19 protein-coding genes are annotated in these 20,655 nt (G+C 65.6%); 18 read left to right on the top strand and 1 reads right to left on the bottom strand.

Annotated elements, in window-relative coordinates; genetic code table 11:
• Window positions 1–276 precede the first annotated feature (276 nt).
• The 3 genes from dnaE to RTY13_RS07925 are packed head-to-tail and all read left to right on the top strand — an operon-like array spanning window position 277 to window position 4,511.
• Entirely contained in the window at window positions 277–3,732 is a 3,456-nt protein-coding gene (dnaE, locus tag RTY13_RS07935) for a DNA polymerase III subunit alpha (RefSeq protein ID WP_312782458.1), read from the top strand.
• 17 nt (window positions 3,733–3,749) lie between these two features.
• A complete protein-coding gene (locus tag RTY13_RS07930; RefSeq protein ID WP_312782457.1) occupies window positions 3,750–4,145 on the top strand; it encodes a DUF3224 domain-containing protein in 396 nt (131 codons plus the stop codon).
• A gap of 15 nt (window positions 4,146–4,160) precedes the next feature.
• On the top strand, window positions 4,161–4,511 hold the full coding sequence (locus tag RTY13_RS07925; RefSeq protein WP_312782456.1) for a GFA family protein: 351 nt from the start codon (window positions 4,161–4,163) through the stop codon (window positions 4,509–4,511).
• Here RTY13_RS07925 and RTY13_RS07920 read toward each other — a convergent pair whose 3' ends face one another.
• Entirely contained in the window at window positions 4,512–5,696 is a 1,185-nt protein-coding gene (locus tag RTY13_RS07920; RefSeq protein WP_312782454.1) for a S41 family peptidase, read from the bottom strand.
• 215 nt (window positions 5,697–5,911) lie between these two features.
• On the opposite strand from RTY13_RS07920, the gene rpsB reads away from it, so the two are divergent.
• The 15 genes from rpsB (at window position 5,912) to lpxB (ending at window position 20,653) form a co-directional block, all read left to right on the top strand.
• The gene (rpsB, locus tag RTY13_RS07915) at window positions 5,912–6,754 is read left to right on the top strand and encodes a 30S ribosomal protein S2 (protein WP_312782452.1); all 843 of its coding nucleotides are present in this window, start codon (window positions 5,912–5,914) and stop codon (window positions 6,752–6,754) included.
• A gap of 99 nt (window positions 6,755–6,853) precedes the next feature.
• On the top strand, window positions 6,854–7,795 hold the full coding sequence (tsf, locus tag RTY13_RS07910) for a translation elongation factor Ts (protein ID WP_312782450.1): 942 nt from the start codon (window positions 6,854–6,856) through the stop codon (window positions 7,793–7,795).
• 139 nt (window positions 7,796–7,934) lie between these two features.
• Complete coding sequence (pyrH, locus tag RTY13_RS07905) at window positions 7,935–8,672, top strand: UMP kinase (protein ID WP_312782447.1); 738 nt, start codon at window positions 7,935–7,937, stop codon at window positions 8,670–8,672.
• A gap of 39 nt (window positions 8,673–8,711) precedes the next feature.
• Window positions 8,712–9,269, top strand: coding sequence for a ribosome recycling factor (gene frr / locus RTY13_RS07900; RefSeq protein WP_312782445.1), 558 nt, complete (start codon window positions 8,712–8,714; stop codon window positions 9,267–9,269).
• 30 nt (window positions 9,270–9,299) lie between these two features.
• The gene (uppS, locus tag RTY13_RS07895; RefSeq protein ID WP_312782443.1) at window positions 9,300–10,067 is read left to right on the top strand and encodes a polyprenyl diphosphate synthase; all 768 of its coding nucleotides are present in this window, start codon (window positions 9,300–9,302) and stop codon (window positions 10,065–10,067) included.
• The gene (locus RTY13_RS07890) at window positions 10,067–10,885 is read left to right on the top strand and encodes a phosphatidate cytidylyltransferase (protein WP_312782441.1); all 819 of its coding nucleotides are present in this window, start codon (window positions 10,067–10,069) and stop codon (window positions 10,883–10,885) included. Before uppS ends, RTY13_RS07890 begins: the two co-directional genes overlap by 1 nt.
• Window positions 10,882–12,078 (top strand): 1-deoxy-D-xylulose-5-phosphate reductoisomerase, encoded by a 1,197-nt coding sequence (gene dxr, locus RTY13_RS07885; RefSeq protein ID WP_312782439.1) that lies wholly within the window; start codon window positions 10,882–10,884, stop codon window positions 12,076–12,078. Before RTY13_RS07890 ends, dxr begins: the two co-directional genes overlap by 4 nt.
• 23 nt (window positions 12,079–12,101) lie before the next feature.
• Complete coding sequence (locus tag RTY13_RS07880) at window positions 12,102–13,319, top strand: RIP metalloprotease (RefSeq protein WP_312782437.1); 1,218 nt, start codon at window positions 12,102–12,104, stop codon at window positions 13,317–13,319.
• Between the two features lie 53 nt (window positions 13,320–13,372).
• Window positions 13,373–15,763 (top strand): outer membrane protein assembly factor BamA, encoded by a 2,391-nt coding sequence (gene bamA, locus RTY13_RS07875; RefSeq protein ID WP_409450291.1) that lies wholly within the window; start codon window positions 13,373–13,375, stop codon window positions 15,761–15,763.
• A 32-nt stretch (window positions 15,764–15,795) separates the two neighbouring features.
• Window positions 15,796–16,380: an OmpH family outer membrane protein gene (locus tag RTY13_RS07870; RefSeq protein WP_312782433.1), complete on the top strand. Its 585-nt coding sequence runs from the start codon at window positions 15,796–15,798 to the stop codon at window positions 16,378–16,380.
• 8 nt (window positions 16,381–16,388) lie between these two features.
• Window positions 16,389–17,408: a UDP-3-O-(3-hydroxymyristoyl)glucosamine N-acyltransferase gene (lpxD, locus tag RTY13_RS07865; protein ID WP_312782431.1), complete on the top strand. Its 1,020-nt coding sequence runs from the start codon at window positions 16,389–16,391 to the stop codon at window positions 17,406–17,408.
• A complete protein-coding gene (gene fabZ / locus RTY13_RS07860; protein WP_025977361.1) occupies window positions 17,405–17,869 on the top strand; it encodes a 3-hydroxyacyl-ACP dehydratase FabZ in 465 nt (154 codons plus the stop codon). The genes lpxD and fabZ overlap by 4 nt, the downstream gene beginning before the upstream one ends.
• Window positions 17,866–18,654, top strand: coding sequence for an acyl-ACP--UDP-N-acetylglucosamine O-acyltransferase (lpxA, locus tag RTY13_RS07855; RefSeq protein ID WP_312782429.1), 789 nt, complete (start codon window positions 17,866–17,868; stop codon window positions 18,652–18,654). Before fabZ ends, lpxA begins: the two co-directional genes overlap by 4 nt.
• Complete coding sequence (gene lpxI, locus RTY13_RS07850) at window positions 18,651–19,490, top strand: UDP-2,3-diacylglucosamine diphosphatase (RefSeq protein ID WP_312782427.1); 840 nt, start codon at window positions 18,651–18,653, stop codon at window positions 19,488–19,490. Before lpxA ends, lpxI begins: the two co-directional genes overlap by 4 nt.
• Window positions 19,487–20,653 (top strand): lipid-A-disaccharide synthase, encoded by a 1,167-nt coding sequence (lpxB, locus tag RTY13_RS07845; RefSeq protein ID WP_312782425.1) that lies wholly within the window; start codon window positions 19,487–19,489, stop codon window positions 20,651–20,653. The genes lpxI and lpxB overlap by 4 nt, the downstream gene beginning before the upstream one ends.
• Window positions 20,654–20,655: the final 2 nt, after the last annotated feature.

Here is a 20,655-nt window from a genome sequence, read left to right as displayed (position 1 = left end):
GCGACGCGCGAGCGCGACAGTTGCGTTCCACGCTTGCAATGAGAACAAAGCGAGAATATAGAACATTTCAGGAACAACGGAGCTGGGGATAAACCGATGTCGCGTTGGGTGAGGGATGTGCTGTCGCTTGCGTCGTGCGGCGGCTTCGTCTGGATGATCTGGCAGGCGTCTTTCCTGGTGGCGTGATCGCCGCATCGACTCCCTGCATGATCAAAATCGGGCCGCGTTGCGGTCGGATATGAGAGGTCCTGGCGTCCGGGATCAGCGGAGTTTGTGTTGGCGGAAACGACGAACAGCCAGGGCTTTGTCCATCTGCGGGTCCGGAGCGCCTATTCCCTGCTGGAAGGGGCGATCAAGGCCGGCAAGATCGGCAAGATGGCCGCGGACGCGGGGATGCCGGCCGTCGCCGTGGCCGACCGGGCCAACCTGTTCGGCGCGCTCGAGTTCAGCCAGAACACGAAGGACGCGGGCGTTCAGCCTATCGTCGCCTGCGCCCTGCCGGTGCTGGGCATCGGCGGGCAGATCGCCGAACGCTGGGCCAAGACGCCGACCGTGGTGCTGCTGGTCCAGAACGAGCAGGGCTGGCTCAACCTGTGCGCTCTGTCCTCTGCCGCCTACCTCGACGCCGGCGAGATGTCCGAGCCCGGCGTGCCCTGGTCGCAGGTTGTGGATAAGTCCGAGGGCCTGATCCTGCTCTCGGGCGGCCCTGACGGCCCCATCGACCCCCTGTTCGTCCAGAACAAGCCTGCCGAAGCCAAGGGGGCGTTGGCCGAGATGCAGCGCGTCTTCGGCGACCGTTTCTATGTTGAGTTGCAGCGTCACGGCCTGCCGCAGGAGCCGGTCGCCGAGTCGGGGCTGGTCGAATGGGCCTATGCCAACGACGCGCCTCTGGTCGCGACCAACGACGTCTATTACGCCAAGGCGGCGCAGGCGAAGTCGCACGACGCCCTTTTGTGCATCTCCGACGGCGCCTTCACCGGCCAGGAGGATCGGCGACGCATCACCGGCGAGCACTGGTTCAAGACCGCCGAAGCCATGCGGACCCTGTTCGCTGACCTGCCCGAAGCCTGTGACAACACCATCGACATCGCGCGTCGCTGCGCCTTCCTGGTGCCGACGCGGGCGCCGATCCTGCCGCGCTTTGACACCGGCGCCGGGCGCTCCGAGCCCGACGAACTGGCCCACCAGGCGCGCGAGGGGCTGAAGGCCCGCCTGCTGCAGGTCACGCCCGCCGCGCCCGAGGAGGAATACTGGACTCGCCTCGAATGGGAGGTGGGTATCATCCAGCAGATGGGCTTCCCCGGCTACTTTCTGATCGTGGCCGACTTCATCAAGTGGGCCAAGCTGCATGGGATTCCCGTGGGGCCGGGGCGGGGCTCCGGCGCCGGGTCGCTGGTGGCCTGGTCGCTGACCATCACCGACCTGGACCCCTTGCGGTTCGGCCTGCTGTTCGAGCGCTTCTTGAACCCCGAACGGGTCTCCATGCCCGACTTCGACATCGACTTCTGCCAGGAGCGGCGCGAAGAGGTGATCGACTATGTGCAGGACCACTACGGGAAGGACCGGGTGGCCCAGATCATCACCTTCGGCACCCTGCAGGCGCGGGCCGTGCTGCGCGATGTCGGCCGGGTGTTGCAGATGCCGCTGGGGCAGGTGGACCGGCTCTGCAAGATGGTGCCGAACAACCCGGCCAACCCAGTGACCCTGGCCCAGGCCATCGACCTCGAACCGCGCCTGAAGGAGGCGCGTGACGCCGAGCCTGCGGTCAAGACCCTGCTGGAGACGGCGCTGGAGCTGGAGGGGCTGTACCGCAACGCCTCGACCCACGCCGCGGGCATCGTCATCGGCGACCGGCCGCTTACCGAGCTGGTGCCGCTCTATCAGGATCCAAGATCCACGATTCCGGCCAGCCAGTTCAACATGAAGTGGGTCGAGCCGGCGGGGCTGGTGAAGTTCGACTTCCTGGGCCTGAAAACCCTGACGGTGCTGGACCGGGCGCGAGAATATCTGGAACGGCGCGGCGCGGCGCCCGAATGGAACCTGCTGCCGCTCGACGACGCCAAAACCTATGAGCTGATGGCCTCGGGCCAGACGGTCGGGGTGTTCCAGCTGGAATCACAGGGCATGCGCGACACGCTGCGCAAGATGCGCTGCGGCTCCATCGAGGAAATCACCGCGCTGATTTCTCTCTACCGGCCGGGGCCGATGGAGATGATCGACACCTATATCGACCGGAAGTTCGGGCGGGCTGAGGTGGACTATCTGCACCCTTCGCTGACCGATGTCCTGACCGAGACCTACGGCGTCATCATCTATCAGGAACAGGTGATGAAGATCGCCCAGGTCCTGGCGGGCTACAGCCTGGGTGAAGCCGACCTTCTGCGCCGCGCCATGGGCAAGAAGAAGAAGGAGGAGATGGATTTCCAGCGCCTCCGCTTCGTCAAGGGCGCCTCCGAGAAGTCGGTGCCGGAGGCTCAGTCGGGCTCCATCTTCGACCTGGTGGCCAAGTTCGCCGGTTACGGCTTCAACAAGTCGCACGCCGCCGCCTATGCGCTGATTTCGTTCCAGACGGGCTGGTTGAAGGCCAATCACCCAGTCGAATTCTTCGCCGCCTCGATGAGCCTCGACCTGTCGAACACCGACAAGCTGGCGGTTTTCTATCAGGATTGCCGTCGCTTCGAGGTTCCGGTTCTGGCCCCTGACATCAACAGGTCTTCCGCCGACTTTGATGTGCAGTGGAAGGACGGGCAGGGCAGCGTTCTCTATGCCCTGGGCGCCATCCGCAACGTGGGTCTGGAGGCGATGAAGCACGTCGTCGAGGTCCGCGATGCGGGCGGACCGTTCGTCGACATCTTCGACTTCCTGGAGCGAGTTGATCCCAAGGCGGTCAACAAGCGGGCGCTGGAAGGCCTGGCCAAGGCCGGGGCCTTCGACAGCCTGAACTCCAACCGCCGCCAGTTGTTCGAACAGGCCGACACCCTGATTGCCTATTGCCAGAGCGTCGCCGCCGAGCGGGCCTCGTCGCAGGTCAGCCTGTTCGGAGCGGATCAGGCGGGCGCCGCGCGGCCGCGCCTGAAGAGCGTCGAGCCCTGGGCCGGGCCGGACAAACTGGATCAGGAGCTGGCGGCGGTCGGCTTCTACCTGTCGGGCCACCCGCTGGAGGATCTGACCCCGGCGCTGAAACGCAAGCGCGTGACCTTCGTGGCGGAGGCTCAAGGTCTGGCCGAGGCGGGGCATGAAGCCTTCTTGATGACGGGCGTGGTGCGTCGCCGACAGGAGCGGGCCAGCGCCAAGAGCGGTGAGAAGTTCGCCTTCGTCACCTTCTCGGACCCGACGGGTGAGTTCGAGTGCCTGTTCCCGCCGGAGCAGCTGCGGCGGTGTCGGGACATCCTGGAGGTCGGCGCTTCTGTTCTGGTCAAGGTGCGGGCTAAGTCGGCGGACGGCGAGGTGCGCTTCTTCGGCGATGACGCCAGCCGAATGGAGACGCTGCTGGACGACACCCAGATCGGGCTGCGGGTTGTGCTGTCGGCGCAGTCGGCCGACGCCGAGGCGCTGAAGGCGCGGTTGGATCGGGCGCGAGCGCAAGGGAAGGGCGGCGAGGTCTGGCTGCAGGCCACGCTCGGCGGGCGCACCGAGATCGAGATCAAGTTGCCGGGGCGCTATCGACTGGACGCGGCCCTGCGCGGGGCGTTGAAATCGGCGCCGGGCGTGGTGATGCTGGAAGACGCCTGAGGATCGAGGGACGGACCATGAAGCGAGCGCGCGGCACATTCGACGTCGTCATCACCCCGGTTCAGCCAGGGGAGGGCGCCGAGCCTGACGCCCCGGGGCGCATGTTACTGGCCAAGACCTTTCACGGCGACCTGACCGGAACGGCCGCCGGTGAGATGCTGGGGGCCATGGGGGCGGATCGGTCAGGCGCCTATGTCGCTTTGGACCGCGTGCACGGCGTCATCGACGGACGCGAAGGGGCCTTCACCCTGGTGCATCGCGGCCTGATGGATCGTGGGGCGCAGGAACTGTTGATCACCATCGTGCCGGGCTCGGGTTCCGAGGGCCTGGCCGGGATTGCCGGGGTGTTTCACCTGACCATCGAAGACGGCGTTCACCGTTACGATCTGGAATACAGCCTGCCGACATCCTGACGATGGAGAGCGACCATGAGCGTGCATGAGGGGTCCTGCCACTGCGGCGCGGTGGCCTATGAGGTGGAGGTCGGGCTGGAGGGCCTGATCGAATGCAACTGTTCGCACTGCTACCGGAAGGGTTTCGTCCTGGCCTTCGCGCCGCGCGCGGCGTTCCGGCTGACCGCGGGCGAGGGGGCGACGACCTCCTACTTCTTCAACCACCACAAGATCGACCATCGCTTCTGCAAGACCTGCGGCGTTCAGCCCTTCGGCTTCGGCGTGGCTCCTGACGGCTCCGAGGTGGCGGCGATCAATGTGCGGACGCTGACGGACATGGAGCCCTGGAGCTGGACGGCCAAGCGCGTGGATGGTCGCAGCTTCTGATCATTTTGGCGCGGGCCGAAACTGTTCTCGGGGCGTGCCGTCGGCGGCGTACAGTCGCTCGACCGGGATTTTGACGACAAGGCCGGTGCGCGGCAGACGCAGATCATAGATGGCTCCCAGCAGGCTTGCCATCGGTTGGCCGACGATGCGCGCCCCCTGGGCGTGCAGACCGATGGCCAAGCCCTCGCCCATGCTGCCGGTCCAGCGTCCGACGCGGACCTCGACTGGGCCATGGTGGCGCTTGCCGGGGCGTGGCAGGACCTGTTCGATCCAGCGACGTTCAATCCCGGTTTCGCGCGCCTCAGCGGGCAGGCTGTGAATTTGATAGGCGGCTGGCGCATCGACGAACCAGCCCATGATCGCCCTGGCGACTACGGTGTTGCCGCCGCTGGGCGTTTCGGTCAGGTCGATCACGATGGTCTGACCTTCCGTGGCGGTCGCCAGAGCGGCGTCGAAGGCGGTTATGGTCGCCCGGTCGCCCAGGGCGTCGTTGATCCGCACGATCAGGGCCCCGTCGTCCAGGCGGCTTTCGACCACGGGACGATGGCGCTGCACGGTGTAGAGACTGGGCAGGCTCAGGCGTCGGGCGGTTCCATCGACGGCGGTGATCGTCAGGTCGCGAGGGCGGTCCCGTCGCCCGGCGGCTAGGACCCGAGCGGCATATCCGGCGCGATCGCCCTCGGCGGACATGCCGATCTCGCGCCAGAAGGCGACGACAGCCTGGGCCGTCGTTTGGTCTCCCACGGCGGTCAGCCTGTCGCCTGGTCGCACCCCGGCGTTCGTGGCCGGAGAATTCGCGCGGACGTCTGTGATGAGCCAGGCCTGACCTTGAGGTTCGATCCACAGATCGGAATAGCTGGGCGTCACGGCCCAGCTGTCGGAGAAGGAAGAGCCGGTAATGGCGTGATGGTCGGCCAGAGCGATCAGGGCGTGTTCGGCATATCGCAACAGCCCGGCCTGATCGTGGACCGCCTCGGCCTCAGATTTCAGCACGTCGGTATTGGGGAAGACGCCGCCGGGCAGCCGTTCGACATAGGCGTATTGTTCTTCGATCAGCGAAGGCAGGGCCAGGGCGTCCTGGCGATAGTCCTCGGCGGTCGGCGCGCTTGTGGTTTGGGCGGTCGCTGCGGCTGCGAGCGTCAGAGCGGCGAAGGGGCCCGCGAGGAGGGCGTGGAAGGTTCGCATGGCGTCATGAGGTCGAGGTTCGAAATCGCGGACAAGTTAAATCCCGATCATGTTCACGCACTTGCCTTTTTTCTACGATGCGCCTAGAGAGCGCGCACTTCGCACGTGGGCGTGGCGCGGTCCGGGGAGACATCCCGGCCTGCACCGTTCCGAGGGACCGTCCGGTCCTTTTACTCGCTCACGCTAGGTTTGATCGGAAAAAGGATACAACGATCATGGCTCTGCCTGAATTCTCGATGCGTACGCTGCTGGAAGCCGGCGCTCACTTCGGCCACCAGACGCACCGCTGGAACCCGAAGATGGACCGCTACATCTTCGGCTCGCGCTCGAACATCCACATCATCGACCTGTCGCAGACGATGCCGCTGTTCCACCAGGCTCTGGTGGCTGTGCGCGATGTCGCCGCAAAGGGCGGTCGCGTCCTGTTCGTCGGCACCAAGCGCCAGGCCGCCGGCCCGGTGGCTGAAGCCGCCACGCGCTGCGCCCAGTACTACATGAACAACCGCTGGCTCGGCGGCACGCTGACCAACTGGCGCACCGTCTCGGGCTCGATCGCTCGTCTGCGCGAACTGGAAGGCGTTCTGGCCAACGGCGGCGAAGGCCGCGTCAAGAAAGAGCTGCTGACCCTGCAGCGCGAGAAGGACAAGCTGGAACTGTCGCTGGGCGGCATCAAGGACATGGGTTCGATTCCGGACATCATGTTCGTGATCGACACCAACAAGGAAGCGATCGCGATCCAGGAAGCCCGCAAGCTGAACATCCCGATCATCGCCATCCTGGACACCAACTCGGACCCGGACGGCATCACCTATCCGGTCCCCGGCAACGACGACGCCGCCCGCGCCATTCAGACCTACTGCGACCTGATCGCCGACGCTGTCCTGGACGGCCTGGCCGCCGGCGCCTCGGCCTCGGGCATCGACCTGGGTGCTTCGGAAGCTCCGGTCGAGCCGATGCTGCGTGAAGCTGCTGCTCCGGCCGAAGCCGAAACCGCTCCGGCTGGCACGGAAGGCGCTGCCGAAGAACTGCTGGCGACCGAAGAAAAGGTCGAGGGCTAAGGCGCTCTCGGGTCTGGTCGGTGATCGGACCTACGCCAAACTGACATGCGGCCGGGCTATCCATGCCCGGCCGCTCATTTGAATTTTCAGGAGAAGAACATGGCCGAGATCACTGCCGCCCTCGTGAAGGAACTTCGCGAGCGTTCGGGCGTCGGCATGATGGACTGCAAGAAGGCGCTGGTGGAAACCAACGGCGACATCGAAGCAGCTATCGACTGGCTGCGCGCCAAGGGTCTGTCCAAGGCCGCCAAGAAGGCCGATCGCGTCGCCGCCGAAGGCCTGGTCGCCGTCGCCGTCCGCGCCGAAGGCAAGGGCGAAGTCGCCGCCGCCATCGAGTTCAACGCGGAAACCGACTTCGTCGCCCGCAACGAACTGTTCCAGACGGCCGCCAAGTCGTTCGCCCAACTGGGTCTGCACCATGACGGCGTCGACGCCATCCACGGCGCGACCCTGGAAAACGGCAAGACCGTTCAGGACGAAGTGACGCAGCTGATCGCCACGATCGGCGAGAACATGCAACTGCGTCGCGCAGCCCGTCTGGCCGTGGACGAGGGCGTGGTTTCGACCTATGTCCACAACGCCGTCTCCCCGGGCGTCGGCCGCATCGGCGTGCTGGTCGCGCTGGAAGGTGAAGGCGACCAAGACGCTCTGCGCGAACTGGGCCGCAAGATCGCCATGCACGTCGCTGCTACGGCGCCGCTGTCGCTGAACACCGACGACCTGGACCCGGCCGCCATCGAGAAGGAACGCGCTGTTCTGATCGAAAAGGCCAAGGAAGAAGGCCGCCCCGACAACATGATCGAAAAGATCGTCGAGGGTCAGATCAACAAGTTCCAGAAGGACGTGGTGCTGTCGAAGCAGCCGTTCGTCATGGACCCCGACGTGACCATCGAACAACTGGTCGCCAACTCGGGCAAGGAACTGGGCTCTTCTAACCTGCGTCTGGCCGGCTTCGTCCGTCTGGCCCTGGGTGAAGGCGTCGAGAAGGTCGAGACCCCCGATTTCGCGGCCGAGGTGGCCTCGATGACCGGCGGCAACTAACTCCGAAGTTTCTTCCTGAAAGGGAAGAATTTTCAAAAGGGCGCGTTCGGCTTTGATGGCCGACGCGCCCTTCGTCTATGATGAGCCGCCGATTCACTTCGCGCGGATGCGTAACCCCTGTATCCACGGACCCATACCCATGCCTGACGCCCCTTCCGACTTCCGATACAAGCGCGTCCTGCTGAAGGTCTCGGGCGAGGTCCTGATGGGGGACCAGTCCTACGGCATCGACATGAAGACCGTTGACGTCGTGGCGGCGGCCGTGGCGCGGGTGGCGCGCGAAGGCGTGGAGATCTGCCTGGTCATCGGCGGCGGAAACATCTTCCGCGGTCTGTCCAAGGCCGCTGAGGGCATGGATCGCGCCAACGCCGACTACATGGGCATGCTGGCCACCATCATGAACGCCCTGGCCATGCAGGGCGCGCTCGAGAAGATTGGCGTCGACACCCGGGTCCAGAGCGCCATCCCCATGGCCGCCATCGCTGAACCCTACATTCGTCGCCGCGCCATGCGCCACCTGGAAAAGGGACGCGTCGTGATCTTCGCCGCCGGCGTGGGGGCGCCCTTCTTCACGACGGATTCGGGCGCCGCCCTGCGCGCCGCGGAAATGGGCTGCGACGCCCTGCTGAAGGGCACCAGCGTGGACGGCGTCTATACCGCCGACCCCAAGAAGGATTCGAACGCCACGCGCTATGAGACGCTGAGCTATCAGGAGGTCCTGGCCAAGGATCTGCGCGTCATGGACGCCTCGGCCATCGCCCTGATGCGCGACAGCGACATTCCGATCGTCGTCTTCTCGATCCGTGAAGAGGACTCGCTGCGCAAGACCCTGCGCGGCGACGGCACCTTCACCGTTATCACCAACAAGGCTGCGTAAGCGGCTCTCGATCCAAACGACCAGACCAAGGACATCACCATGGCCAAGCCCGACCTCAAGACCTACCGGGAGCGGATGGACAAGTCCGTCGCCTCGCTGAAGGAAGACTACGCCGGGCTGCGGACGGGTCGGGCCAATGCGGGGTTGCTGGATCCGGTTCAGGTCGAAGCCTATGGCTCGACGTCGCCGCTGAACGCCGTGGCCGCCATCAGCGTGCCCGAGCCGCGCATGATCTCGGTCAACGTCTGGGACAAGGGTATGGTGGGACCGGTCGAGAAGGCCGTCCGCGCCGCCGGCCTGGGCCTGAACCCGATCGTGGACGGCCAGACCCTGCGCATCCCGGTGCCGCCGCTGACCGAGGAGCGTCGCAAGGATCTGGTCAAGCTGGCCGGCAAATACGCCGAACAGCAGAAGATCGCCGTGCGCAACGTGCGTCGCGACGCCAACGACGACCTGAAAAAGGCCGAGAAGGCGACCGAGATCAGTCAGGACGAACAGAAGAAGATGGAAGTCGAGGTTCAGAAGGACACCGACGCGGCCATCAAGCGCATTGACGAGGCCTTGAAGGCCAAGGAAGTCGAGATCATGCAGGTCTGACGCAAGGTCGCGTCGGGAGGGATCTTTACAATGTCGGTCGAGACCGTCGCCACGGCGCCTGAGAAGGAGCCTCGTCACGTCGCCCTGATCATGGACGGCAACGGTCGCTGGGCCGAGCGTCGCGGCTTGCCGCGTGTCATGGGCCACCGCGAGGGGGTTCAGGCCCTGCGTCGCACGATCAAGGCTGCGCCGGATTTCGGCGTCCGCTGTCTGACTGTGTTCGGCTTTTCAACCGAGAATTGGAGCCGCCCGGCGGACGAGGTGTCCGATCTGATGGGCCTGGTCCGTTCCTTCGTGGGCAGCGACCTGAAGCGTCTGGATGCAGCGGGGGTTCGGATTCGCGTTCTGGGCCGTCGCAAGGGACTGCCAGCCGACATCGCCGCCATTGTCGATCGCGCCGAGGCGCAAACCGCCAGCAATGACCGTTTCCTCTTGCAGGTGGCTTTCAACTACGGCGGTCGCGCCGACCTTGTGGACGCGGCCCAGCGGCTAGTTGATCAGTCGCGGGCTGGTCAGTTCAAGGGCGAGGTGACCGAGAACGACCTCGGCGCGGGTCTTTCGACGGCGGGCGCGCCGCCGGTGGACCTGATCGTGCGGACCTCGGGCGAACAGCGGCTTTCAAACTTTCTGCTTTGGGAAGCCGCCTACGCCGAATTGGTGTTCCAGGATATCTTGTGGCCCGACTACGGTGGCGAGGCCCTGGGTGAAGCGATCGCTCTCTATGGCAATCGTGAGCGGCGTTACGGCGGACGGGAAGCCTTGCCTGATGCGGTCGCGGCGAAGACGGCGGCGAACTGATGGCTCTAAAGATTGGCGACATCGGCCTGAGAGCGGCCTCGGCCGTGGTCCTGGCGCCGGCGGCGGTGCTGGCGACCTGGGCCGGCGGCGCCTGGTTCTGCGCCCTGGTGGTGGCGGCTTGCGGCATGCTGGCCTTCGAATGGGCGCGCATGAGTGCGCCTCGCATTTGGCGCTCCGTCGGTGCGGCGGTCGCCCTCGCGCTGATCGTCGCCGTGATTGCGGCCCATGTCGGCCATATGTCGCTGGCCCTGGTTCTGCTGGTGTTCGGCGCTCTGGCGGCGGGCTTGTTCGCGCGGTCACGCGGCGGCGAGGCGCTGGATGCCGCCTATGGCGTGCTTTACCTTGGCTGGCCCTGTGTCCTGCTGATCTGGTTGCGCGACCTGAACGATGCGCAGGGCCTCTACTGGACCGTGTTGGTCTTCGCCGTGGCCTGGGCCTCGGACATCCTGGCCTATCTGGTAGGCAGCGCTGTCGGCGGACCCAAGCTGTGGCCGCGCTTTTCACCGAACAAGACCTGGTCCGGCTTTATCGGTGGCCTTCTGGCGGGGATGATCGCCGGGGCCGTCATGGCTGGCTGGCTGGAGATGGGGCGCCTGAACGTCTTCTGGGGTGGCGTCCTTGGTCTCGCGGCGGCGCTTGCCACCATGGCGGGCGACCTGTGGGAATCGGCTCTGAAGCGTCGTTTCGGGGTCAAGGATGCGGGCAACATCATTCCTGGTCACGGCGGTCTGCTGGACCGGGTCGACGGTTTGATGTTCGCGGTTGTGGTCGTGGCCGCCGGGCGCGTGATCGTCCTGATGCTGGGGCAGGGCGCATGATCGCCCGCAAGATCAGCGTGCTGGGCTCGACCGGCTCGGTCGGCACTTCGACCCTCGACTTGATGGGGCAGGCCGAGGCTGCCGGGTCCGGCGCATTCCAAGTCGAGGTTCTGACCGGCGGAAACAATATCGCGCGCCTGGCCGAGCAGGCCCGGCGCTGGCGGCCCAAGCTGGTGGTCACCGCCGATCCGGCTCGCCTGCCTGAGCTGCGTGACGCCCTGGCCGGAACGGATGTCGAGGCGGCCGCTGGACCGGAAGCCATCGTCGAGGCCGCGACGCGGCCGGTGGATTGGGTCATGGCCTCGATCGTCGGGTCAGCGGGCCTGCGCTCGGCCTGGGCTGCGGCCGGCACAGGCGCGACCTTGGCCCTGGCCAATAAGGAAAGCCTAGTCTGCTGCGGTCCTGCCCTGATTGAGCGGGTCAAGCGCAGCGGCGGCCAACTGATCCCTGTCGATTCCGAGCATTCCGCCATCTTCCAGGTGTTTCCGGCCGAGGCGCCCGAGCAGGTGTCCAAGCTGGTGCTGACTGCTTCGGGCGGGCCGTTCCGGACCCTGCCGCGCGAAGCCATGGGCCGGATCACCCCGGAGCAGGCGGTCGCTCATCCCAACTGGAGCATGGGGGCCAAGATATCTGTCGACAGCGCCACCATGGCCAACAAGGGGCTGGAGTTGATTGAAGCGGCCTATCTGTTCGCCATGAGCGGTGACCGGATCGACGTCGTCGTCCACCCGGAATCAATCATCCACAGCCTTGTGGAATATGTGGATGGTTCGACCCTGGCCCAGATGGGGCCGCCAGACATGAAGACGCCGATCGCTTGCGCCCTGGCTTGGCCGGACCGCATGGCCTGGCCCGCGCCCAAGCTGGATCTGGCCGCCTTGGGCCGCCTGACCTTCGAGGCGCCTGATATGGCCCGGTTCCCGGCCCTTCGACTGGCGCGTGAAGCCCTGGCGGCCGGGGGCACGGCGCCCATCGTGTTCAATGCCGCCAACGAGGTCGCGGCCCTGGCCTTCCTTGACCGGCGGCTGGGCTTTCTCAATATTGCCGCAGTCGTCGCCGACACCTTGGAGCGTGCGACGAATTCGGGGGTGAGTTCCGATTCCGACGACGCTTGCGACGCGGCCCTGGCCGTCGACGCCATGGCCCGACGGATTGCGAACGACATCATCGCCTCGCTCGCGATTGCAGCCTGAGGGCGACAGGAGACATTGACGGCATGCTAGGCATTCTTGGGCAGGCCCTGATCTATGTCGTGCCGTTCCTGCTGGTGCTGACCCTGGTTGTCACCGTCCATGAACTGGGCCACTTCCTGACGGCGCGCGCCTTTGGCGTGAAGATGGAGCGTTTCTCCATCGGCTTCGGTCGTGCCATCTTCCAGCGCACCGACAAGCAGGGCGTCGAATGGCGTCTGGGCTGGCTGCCGCTGGGCGGTTACGTCAAGTTCGCTGGCGATCTGGACGCGACAGGGGTGCCGGACAAGGCCGGGCTGGACGCGCTGAAGAAGGAAGTCGTCGCCGCTCACGGCCCCGGCGCCGAGAAGGAATACTTGTATTTCAAGCCCTTGTGGCAGCGAGCTCTGGTCGTCGCTGGCGGCCCCTTCGCCAACTTCGTGCTGGCTATCTTCATCTTCACCCTGCTGTTCAGCCTGGTGGGCGTCGAGCTTCGTCCCGCGCGGGTCGTGCAGGTGCAGCCGGACTCGCCAGCGGCGGCGGCCGGCTTCCTTCCCGGCGACTTGATCACGCGCGTCAATGGCAAGCTGATCGTTGATGGCGGCGAGGTGACGCGTGTCGTCGCATTGAGCAGCGGGGATCCGGTCCGCTTCGCGGTCGAGCGCGCCGGCGCCGAGGTGATGCTGACTGCCACGCCTGAGCGGCGGGTCGAGAACGACCCTATCGCCGGAAGGGTTTCGATCGGTCGGATCGGTCTGGGCATTGGTTCCAGCCGAGATGAAGTGCGCCATGTGCGCTATGGCCCGGTCGCCGCCGTGGGGCAGGGGTTCAAGGAAACCAAGGCTATCCTGAGCACCACATTCACCTACATCGGCCGAATCTTCACGGGTCGCGAATCGGGTGACCAGTTCAGCGGACCTCTGGGCATCGCCAAGGCTTCGGGAGCCCTGACCAACGCCGCCGTCGCCGCCAATCCGGATCCTCTGGCCATGGCGGGAAATCTCCTGCTGACGTTGACCAGCTTCGCCGCCATACTTTCGGTCGGAATCGGTTTTCTAAATCTCCTGCCTGTTCCGGTTTTGGATGGGGGGCATCTGATGTTCTACGCCTATGAGGCAGTGGCGCGCAGGCCCGTGGCGGCCAAGGTTCAGGAGGCGGGGTATCGTGTCGGTCTTGCTTTGCTGGCCAGTTTAATGTTGTTCGCGACCTGGAACGACCTGCAGAAACTCAATCTCTTCAAATTCCTCGGCGGGCTCGTTTCGTGAGCCGACGCCAGCCCCCGATGGTTCCCCGAATGATTCAGAACGACAGTCGCCTTATGATCCGAACCCGTGGCCGTATTCTTGGACCTAGCGCTCTGGCCCTAGCTGTCGCCGCAGGTCTTTCGGGGCCGGCGTTAGCGCAAGCCGAGCCGACCGCCGCCGCGCCGCAGAATTCGCAGGTTGTGGTTACGGCGCCGGCCGAAGATCGGGCTGTGGTCAATCGTATCCTGGTTCGCGGCAATCAACGCATCGACCAGACGACCGTGATTTCCTATCTGCCGATCCAGCCTGGCGATACCGTGGACGCGGCCACGATCGACGTGGCGGTTCGCACGCTTTCGCGGACCGGCCTGTTCGCCAACGTGCAACTGGGTTTGCAGCCGAACGGCGACCTGATCGTTGAGATCGCGGAAAACCCGATTATCAATCAGGTGACGTTCGAGGGTAACAAGGCTCTCACCCAGAAGAAGCTGACGGACGAGGTCACGATCAAGCCCCGCGGCATCTATACGCGCGCGCGGGTCCAGGAAGACGTCGGCAAGATCGTCGAACTGTACCGGTTGTCGGGTCGCATTTCCGCGACGGTGACGCCGAAGCTGGTGCAACTGGATCAGAACCGCGTCGACGTGGTGTTCGAGATCGACGAAGGCCCGGAAACCGGGGTGGCCGCGATCACCTTCCTGGGCAACACCGCCTTCTCGGACAGCGACCTGCGAGAGGTCATGGTCACCAAGCAGTCCAGCTGGTGGCGCCTGTTCAGCTCCAACGACAACTATGATCCGAACCGTCTGGATTATGATCGGGAGCAACTGCGGAAATTCTACACGAACCGCGGCTACTATGACTTCCGCATCCTGTCGTCCGTGGCCGAGCTGAAGCCGGACAACAGCGCCTTCGGCATGACCATGACTGTGGACGAAGGCGATCGGTACAACTTTGGCGAGGTCAAGGTCGTCACGGAGAATGACCGGCTAAACGCGGACTTCCTGCAACGGCTGCTGCCGATCCGCTCGGGCGACCTGTATGAGAGCGACCGCATTGAAACCGCAGTCGATACTCTGACGTTTGCAGCGGGGTCAGCTGGCTACGCCTTCGTCGAGATCAACCCGACCTATCGCGCCAATCCTGAAACGGACACGATCGACGTCACCTTCAATATCAAGGAAGGGCAGCGCGTCTATATCGACCGGATCAACGTGGTCGGAAACACGCGGACGCTGGACTCGGTCATTCGTCGTGAACTGATGGTCGGCGAGGGCGACGCCTTCAACCGGGCTCTGGTCGAGCGTTCGCGCAACAACCTGCGTGCCCTGGGCTTCTTCAAGGACGTCAAGATTGAGGAAACGCGCGGCAGCGCGCCTGACCGCTCGATCGTCAATGTCACCGTCGAGGAGCAACCCACCGGCGAACTGTCCGTCGGCGCTGGCTTCAGCTCGGTTGACTCCTTCGTGCTGAACCTGGGCATCACGGAGCGTAACTTCCGCGGTCGCGGGCAGAACGTGGTGGCCCGGGCCGAGTGGGGTTCGTTGCGCCAACAGATCGACTTCCGTTTCACCGAGCCCAAGTTCCTGGGCCGTGACATGCGCGCCGGTTTCGACCTGTTCCACACCCGCTACGACCTCAGCGAGTATTCGTCCTACGACTATCGCTCGACCGGCGGCGGCGTGCGCCTCAGCTATCCTCTGAACGGCTATTCGTCTTTCAGCGTGCGGTACTTCTTGAAGTCCGACGAGGTCATCATCCCGTCGGGCTATTGCAACGGCGTCGGTTCGTCGGCGCTCTGCGACCAGGCTGGTTCCTTCCTGAACTCGTCGGCGGGTTACACCCTGATGGTCAACCGGACGAACGATCCGGTTCGTCCTACACGCGGGTGGACGGCCTCGCTTCGCCAGGACTTCGCCGGCATCGGCGGTGACGTGAACTATCTGAAGACCGAGGCTGACGCCTCCTGGTACTACGGATTTAGTCCCCGCTGGGTGGTCAGCCTGCAAGGCTCGACGGGTTATGTGACCGGCTGGAACGGCGACCCGATCCGGATCAACGACCGCTTCTTCAAGGGCGGCAACACCTTCCGTGGCTTCGAAACGGCGGGTATGGGCGCGCGCGACCTGACCACGACCGATGCCTTGGGCGGAAACTTCTACGCCATCGGCACGGTTGAACTGACGGTGCCGAACTATCTACCCGAGGAATACGGCATCAAGACCTCGCTGTTCGCCGATTTCGGCACGCTGGGCATGTTGGATGACCGTTATCTGGTCGATTCGGCGACGGGCCTGCCCAACGCCAACATCGTCGATGATCTGGCGCTCCGCGCCGCCGCCGGCGTCAGCATCCACTGGCGCTCGCCCATGGGCCCGATCCGCTTCGATCTGTCCAAGGTTCTGTCGAAGGAAGACTACGACAAGACCGAGACCTTCCGCTTCTCCACCTCGACCCAGTTCTAACTGCAGCCTTCCAGACTGCTCAAAGGTTCAAGATGAAACTGTTCGCTATCAGCGCTTTCGCCGTCGCTTCGCTGGCCGCCTCGTCGGCCCTGGCCCAGTCGCAGGGTCCGGCCAACCCCGGTCCGGTGATCCCCGGCGTCTGCGTCTATTTCAATCAGCAGGCCCTGGCTCAGTCGACTGTCGGCCAGGCCGTGCAGGCGCGCATGGAGCAACTGGCTCAGGAAGTTCAGGGCGAAATCGCCCCCTACGCCACGCAACTGCAGACCGAGTACCAGGCCCTGCAGGCCGGCGCCTCGACCATTCCGGCCGACCAACTGAACCAACGTCGTCAGGCCCTGCAGCAACGTGCTCAGGAAGCCCAGCAGCTGGAGCAGACCCGCGATGGTGAACTGCGCTACACCTTGGCCGAGCAGCGCAAGAAGATCTCGGAAGCGATCGAGCCGATCTTGGTCGCCGTCTATCAGGAAAAAGGCTGCGGCATTCTGGTAGACCGCGAGAGCGTCTTCATCATGAACCCGGCCATGGACGTCACGCCGCTGGTCATCCAGCGCCTGAACACGGCCCTGCCGACGCTGAGCTTCAACCGCATGCCGGTACCGGCCCAGCCGCAGTCCTAAGGCGGGCCATGCCCGATCCGAGGTTCTTTCAGACCCTGTCGCCCCTGACGGTCGCCGCCCTCGCCGAGCACATCGGCGGGGAGGTGGTCCGGGGCGGCGAAGTCGTCATCTCGGCCGTTGCGCCCCTGTCCACTGCGGACCGGGGCGCGATTGCGTTTCTGGGCGACCGCAAGTTCGCGGCGGCTCTGGCCGAGACCAAGGCCGGCTGCGTGATCGTGCCGGCGTCCGCTGTGGACCTGGCGCCGGCTGACGCCGCCGTTATCGTTTCGGGCGAGGCCCAGGCGAGCTGGGCGCGGGCTTCGGCCCTGCTGCACCGGCCGATCCGGCTGGACCGCGCGGCCAGCGTGGCCGAAGCCGCCGAGGACGACAGCGTGGTGATCGAGCCGGGCGTCGTGCTGGGCGAGGGCGTTCGCATCGGTCGGGGTACGCGCATCGGCGCCAACACGGTCATCGGACCGGGCGTCCAGATCGGCCGCGATTGCCTTATCAGCCCTGGCGTCACCGTCGGCTTCGCTCTCTTGGGCGACCGGGTGAAGTTGCTGGCGGGCGCGCGGATCGGCGAGTCGGGCTTCGGCGCCGCTGGTTCGAAGGCCGGGCCGGTGGATATTCCGCAGCTGGGTCGGGTCATCCTGCAGGATGGGGTGACGGTCGGCGCCAACTCCTGCATCGACCGCGGCGCTTATGACGACACCGTCATCGGCGAGAACACCAAGATCGATAATCTGGTCATGATCGGCCACAACTGCGTCATCGGGCGCAACAACCTGATGGCAGCCCACACCGGCATCTCCGGCTCGGTCACCAGCGGCGACAACTGCATCTTCGGCGGCCGGGCGGGCGTGGGCGACCACATCACCATCGGCGAAGGCGCGCGCGTTGCGGCCGGCGGCGGCGTGTTGGCAGACATTCCGCCGGGCGAAATCTGGTCCGGCTATCCCGCCAAACCCCTGCGCCAATTCTTGCGTGAGACGGTGTGGCTGTCCAAACAGGCGTCCCAAAAGAAGGGCGCGAAGGAATCGAAAGAATGAGCGAAGACAACAAGATCGACTACGCCGAGGTGATGCGTCGCCTGCCGCACCGCTATCCCTTCCTGCTGGTCGACAAGGCCGAGGACTTCGTGGCGGCGACCTCTATCGTGGGCATCAAGAACGTCACCCACAACGAGCCCTTCTTCCCCGGCCATTTCCCGATCGACCCGGTCATGCCGGGCGTGCTGATCGTCGAGGCCATGGCCCAGACGGGCGCCCTGCTGATGTCCAAGTCGCTGGACGTGGCGGTGGCGGACAAGGTCATCATGTTCATGTCGATCGACGGCGTGCGCTTCCGCAAGCCCGCCCGTCCGGGCGACCAGCTGCGCATGGAGGTCAAGGTGATCCGCGCGCGCGGCGACGCCTACAAGTTCCGCGGCGAGACCTTCATCGACGGCAAGCTGGCCGCTGAGGCTGAGTTCATGGCAATGGTCGTCACCGTGGCGGAGCCCGCCCAGTGACCATTCACCCGACCGCCGTCGTCGACGCCTCGGCCCAGGTCGCCGACGGCGTCTTGATCGGCCCCTGGTGCGTCGTCGGTCCGGGCGTGATCCTGGCCGAGGGCGTCAAACTGGTCAGCCATGTGGTGGTCCAGCAGGACACCAGCGTCGGCGCGCGGACGGTCATCCATCCCTTCGCCGTGATCGGCGGCGACCCGCAGCACAACGGCTACAAGGGCGAGCCGGTGCGGCTGGAGATCGGCGCGGACAACGTCATCCGCGAGCACGCCACCTTCAACCGCGGCACGCCGCAGGGGACAGGCGTGACGCGCGTCGGCTCGAACGGCCTGTTCATGACCGGCGCCCACGTCGGTCACGACTGCGTCGTCGGCGACAATGTCGTCATGGCCAACAACGCCACCCTGGGCGGTCACGCCCAAGTTGGCGACAAGGTCTTCCTGGGCGGCCTGTGCGCCGTGCATCAGAACGGCAGGGTGGGGCAGGGCGCTATCGTCGGCGGTCTGGCGGCCGTGACACGCGACGTCATCCCCTACGGCTCGGCCTGGGGCAATCACGCCAGTCTGCACGGCCTCAACCTTATCGGGTTGAAGCGCAAGGGCTACGGCAAGGATGCGGTGCGTCGTCTGCTGGCCGCCTATCGCGACCTGTTCGAGGGCGAGGGCGTCTTCGCCGAGCGTCTGGACCGGGTCGAAACGACCTATGCCGACCTGCCTGAGATCATGGAGATCGTCGCCTTCATCCGCGACGGCGCCAAGCGGCCGCTCTGTCTGCCGGGCAAGGAATGACGATTGCGCCCAAGCTGGGCCTGATCGCGGGCGGCGGCGATCTGCCGGCCCGTATCGCGACCCGCTGCGAGGCAGAGGGACGGGCGATCTTCATCATCCGTTTGGCGGGTTTCGCCGACGAGCACCTGGTGCGCTGGCCGGGGGCCGAGTTCGGCATGGCCGAGATCGGCCGTATCCTGAAGACCATGAGGGCCGAGGGCTGCGAGGCCGTTTGCCTGGCGGGCTATGTGAACCGACCCGACTTCAAGAACCTGAAGCCTGACTTCAAGGGTGCAACCCTGCTGCCCGGCATCGTGGCGGCGGCGACCAAGGGCGACGACGCCCTGTTGCGCAAGATCCTGTCCGTGTTTGAGGCCGAGGGCTATGCGGTCGAGGGCGCCGACGACATTCTGGGCGGCGAGGCTCTGGCGGCTGGCGCGCTCGGTGCGATCACGCCGACGACGGAGCAACTAGCCGATCTGAAGAAGGCGCTGCACGTCGCTGAAAAATCGGGGGAACTGGACATCGGTCAGGGCGCGGTCGTCTGCGACGGCCTGGTCCTGGCGGTCGAGGCGCAGGAAGGCACCGACGAGATGCTGCGCCGCGTGGCGGGTCTGCCTGCCGACCTGCACGGCGCGCCGGGCGCGCTGAAGGGGGCGCTCGGCAAGGTGCCCAAGCCGATCCAGGACCTGCGCGTGGACATGCCGGTGATCGGGCCGACGACCGTTGAACTGGCAGCCGCTGCCGGTCTCGCGGGTATCGGTGGCTATGAAGGCCGACTGATCGTCATCGACCATGAAGGTCTGGTCGAGGCGGCGGACCGTCTGGGCCTGTTCGTTTGGGGCGTGGAACGATGAGCCGTCCGCTGAAGATCATGCTGGTCGCCGCCGAGGCGTCTGGCGACGCTCTGGGTGCCGGTCTGGCGCACGCGCTGAAGACGCGTCTGGGACAGGACGTCAGCTTTGTCGGCGTCGGCGGACCGAAGATGGCGGCTGAAGGCGTCGCCAGCCCGTTCGACATCGCCGAACTGTCCATTCTGGGCTGGATCGAGGGTTTGAAGGCCTATGGTCTGGTCAAGCGCCGGGTGGCCGACACGGTCGCCCTGGCCAAGGCCGAGCGGCCCGACGCGGTCGTCTTGATCGATAGTTGGGGCTTCACCATCCGCGTGGCCAAGGCCCTGCGCGAGGTCCTGCCGGGCGTGCCGTTGATCAAGTATGTGGGGCCGCAGGTCTGGGCCTCACGACCGGGGCGGGCCAAGACCCTGGCCGACAGCGTCGACCACCTGCTGTCGCTCTACAGTTTCGACGCGCCGTGGTTCGAGCGTGAGGGCCTGCCGACGACGGTCGTGGGCTCTCAGGCCCTGCACGTCGACATGAGCCACGCCCACGGCGCCCGGTTCCGCGCCGCGCGCGGCATCGCCGCTGACGCGCCCCTGCTGCTGGTCCTGCCGGGCAGTCGGCCCAGCGAGATCACGCGCATGACGCCCGTTTTCGAGGCGACGGTGAAGCGTCTGAAGGCGGCAGACCCGTCGCTAGAGGTGGCTGTGATCGCCGCGGGCACCGTGGCCGCCGACGTGGCCGGCCGCGTCGCCGCCTGGCCGTTCCGCGCCCATCTGGTGCAGGAAGCCGACAAGTACGACGCGATGAAGGCGGCCAACGTCGCCCTGGCCACCAGCGGCACGGTCTCGACCGAACTGGCCCTGGCCGGCGCCCCCATGGTCATCGCCTACAAGATCGACGGCCTGTCCTACCTGCTGATGAAGAACCTGGTGACGGCCAAGCACATCACTCTGTTCAACATCGCCGCCGACGACCGCATCGCGCCCGAGTTCATCCAGAACGACGCCACGCCCGAGAAGCTGACCGAGGCGGTCGGCCGCCTGCTGGGCGATCCGCAGGCGGCGGCCGATCAGGCCGCCCGCCAGACGGCGGCGCTGGACCTGATGGGGCGAGGCGGTCCTGATCCGTCAGAACTGGCGGCGGATGCGGTTCTGCGGGTGGTTGCGAACCGCAAGGGCTAGAG

It is taken from the genome of Brevundimonas sp., from assembly GCF_032055285.1.
GTDB lineage: Bacteria > Pseudomonadota > Alphaproteobacteria > Caulobacterales > Caulobacteraceae > Brevundimonas.
Note: the sequence above shows the minus strand (reverse complement) of the source record. Positions and strands in the feature narration are given on the sequence as shown.